This is a genomic window from Phytoactinopolyspora endophytica, assembly GCF_004138495.1.
Lineage (GTDB): Bacteria > Actinomycetota > Actinomycetes > Jiangellales > Jiangellaceae > Phytoactinopolyspora > Phytoactinopolyspora endophytica.
This window is the reverse complement of the sequence record NZ_ML142862.1, coordinates 46362-48503: the sequence shown is the minus strand read 5'-3', so window position 1 is coordinate 48503 and position 2142 is coordinate 46362. Positions and strand designations below refer to the sequence as shown.

Genomic DNA, 2142 nt, shown 5'->3' with positions numbered 1-2142 from the left:
GGGTCGCTCGATCCCCGACGACGTCCAAGTCGTCGGTATGGACGACACCACCCTGGCGGAGACCAGCTTCCCGCCCCTCACCAGCGTCTCGCTGGGCTCGCGCGAGCGGGGCGGGATCGCGGCCGAGATGCTGCTGGCCCGGCTTCAGGGTGAGACCGGGCCTGCTCGGCGGATGACTGTCGCGCCCTCATTGACCGTACGTGAGAGCACCAGGGAGATCGAAGCATGAGCGGCGAGACGCCGAGCGAGTGGAGTGGCCGGCGTAGCGAGGAACGAGCGCAGCCGTCCGCGGAGCGAGTGAGAAGTCGAGCGCGACCAGCAAGCATGAGTGGTGTGCTCGCCCCGCCCCGCGGGCGGCCGAAGAAGCAGCAGCCACCGCGGGCACGGCGCAGGTTCCTCGGCCTTGACCGCGACGGCATGATGCTGGCGATTCCGGCGCTGATCCCGGTCTTCGCGTTCAGCCTCTACCCGCTGCTCCGCGGGATCTACCTGGGGTTCACCGACGCCCAGGCAGGCAGGGCGACAGAGACCACGTTCACCGGGCTCGAGAACTACGGTGACCTGCTGGGCGACAGCTACTTCTGGGAGTCGTTCCGGATCGGGCTGATCTGGGCGTTCTCTGTGACCATCCTGCAGTTCGTCGCCAGCCTCGGCCTCGCGCTGCTGCTCAACCAGAGGATCCGGCTCCGGTGGCTGGCCCGGACGTTGTCGCTCGTTCCGTGGGCCATGCCGCCGGTGGTGATCGGCATCATGTGGCGGCTGGTCTACCACCCGAACGCGGGCCTGCTCAACGACGTCCTGATGGACCTGCGGATCATCGACAGCAACATCGACTGGCTCTCGTCGTTCTCCCTCGCGTTGCCGGCCATCATCGTGGTCGGAGTCTGGACCGGGATGCCGCAGACCACGGTGGTCTTGCTCGCCGGCCTGCAGAGCGTCTCCAGGGAGCTGAACGAGGCCGCGTCGATGGACGGTGCCGGCGCCTGGCAGCGGTTCCGGAACGTGACCTGGCCGGCGATAGCCCCGGTGGTCACTGCGATCACCACGCTGGACTTCATCTGGAACTTCAACCAGTTCGGTCTGGTCTATGTGCTGACCGAAGGCGGGCCCGGCGGGGCGACCCGGCTGCCGATGCTGTTCGCCTACGAGGAAGCGTTCCGGTACGGCAACTACGGGTATGCCGCAGCGCTCGGTAACGCGATGGTGCTGATCATCGCCGTGTTCGTCGCCTTCTACCTCCGGCAGCGGTTCAAGGAGGCGAAGAATTGATGGAACGTTCGACCCCGGCCGTCGCCACGACGCTGAAGTACCTGGCGTTGGGTGCGTACCTGGTGTTCCTCGCCTTCCCGCTGTTCTGGCTGCTGTCGACGGCGTTGAAGACACCGCAGGAGATCGCGCAGATCAACCCGACGATCATCCCGAACGACATCACGTTCGAGAACTTCCGGGCGGCGTTCGATGAGCAGCCGATCGCCCGGTCCCTGGTGAACACCGCGTTCGTGTCCAGTGTGTCCGCGGTGCTGACCGTCTTCCTGTCGATCCCGGCGGCCTACGTGATGGCCAGATATCGGTCCGTGGTGAGCCGGGCGGTGATCGTCTGGGTGCTGCTCAGCCAGATCTTCCCGTGGGTTCTGGTGATCATCCCGCTGTTCTTGCTGCTCCGCGATGCCGGGCTGTACGACAGTCATCTCGGTCTGATCATCGTCTACGTCGTCTGGAGCATGCCGTTCGCGCTGTGGATGCTCCGCAGCTACGTCGCAAGCATCCCGTACGAGCTGGAGGAGGCGGCGGCGATGGACGGTGCCACCAAGGTGCGGGCGCTGCGCAGCGTCATCGCCCCGTTGCTCGCTCCGGGAGTGGTGGCCGCCGGCCTGTTCGCTTTCGTGTCCGCGTGGAACGAGTTCCTGTTCGCGCTGGTCCTGATCCGGGACCCGGATCTGCAGACGATCTCGCTGACGCTGGTGAAGTTCATCGGCGCGGAGGGTGTGGCACGCCTCGGGCCGCTTGCTGCGGCGTCGCTGGTAGCGACCATCCCGAGCCTGATCTTCTTCGCTTTCATGCAACGACGCCTGACCGGCGGGTTGCTGGGCGGAGCCGTCAAGTCGTGAGTTCAAACCAAAGGAGGATGAACATGACCATCTC

General features: G+C 65.8%; 3 protein-coding genes. All 3 read left to right on the top strand.

All coding sequences use genetic code 11. The features are described 5' to 3' along the window. The coding region (locus ELR45_RS38840; protein WP_205857126.1) for a substrate-binding domain-containing protein at positions 1-229 on the top strand (229 nt) is incomplete at its 5' end. Positions 230-324: 95 nt separating this feature from the next. Beyond that, positions 325-1269, top strand: coding sequence for a carbohydrate ABC transporter permease (locus ELR45_RS23465; protein ID WP_129668640.1), 945 nt, complete (start codon positions 325-327; stop codon positions 1267-1269). Continuing rightward, positions 1269-2108: a carbohydrate ABC transporter permease gene (locus tag ELR45_RS23460; protein WP_129668512.1), complete on the top strand. Its 840-nt coding sequence runs from the start codon at positions 1269-1271 to the stop codon at positions 2106-2108. Before ELR45_RS23465 ends, ELR45_RS23460 begins: the two co-directional genes overlap by 1 nt. Positions 2109-2142: the final 34 nt, after the last annotated feature.

What these genes read in the sequence shown, in the direction of transcription:
- ELR45_RS23465 (WP_129668640.1), top strand. Translation starts at nt 325, where the DNA reads ATGAGTGGTGTGCTCGCCCCGCCCCGCGGGCGGCCGAAGAAGCAGCAG.
- ELR45_RS23460 (WP_129668512.1), top strand. Translation starts at nt 1,269, where the DNA reads ATGGAACGTTCGACCCCGGCCGTCGCCACGACGCTGAAGTACCTGGCG.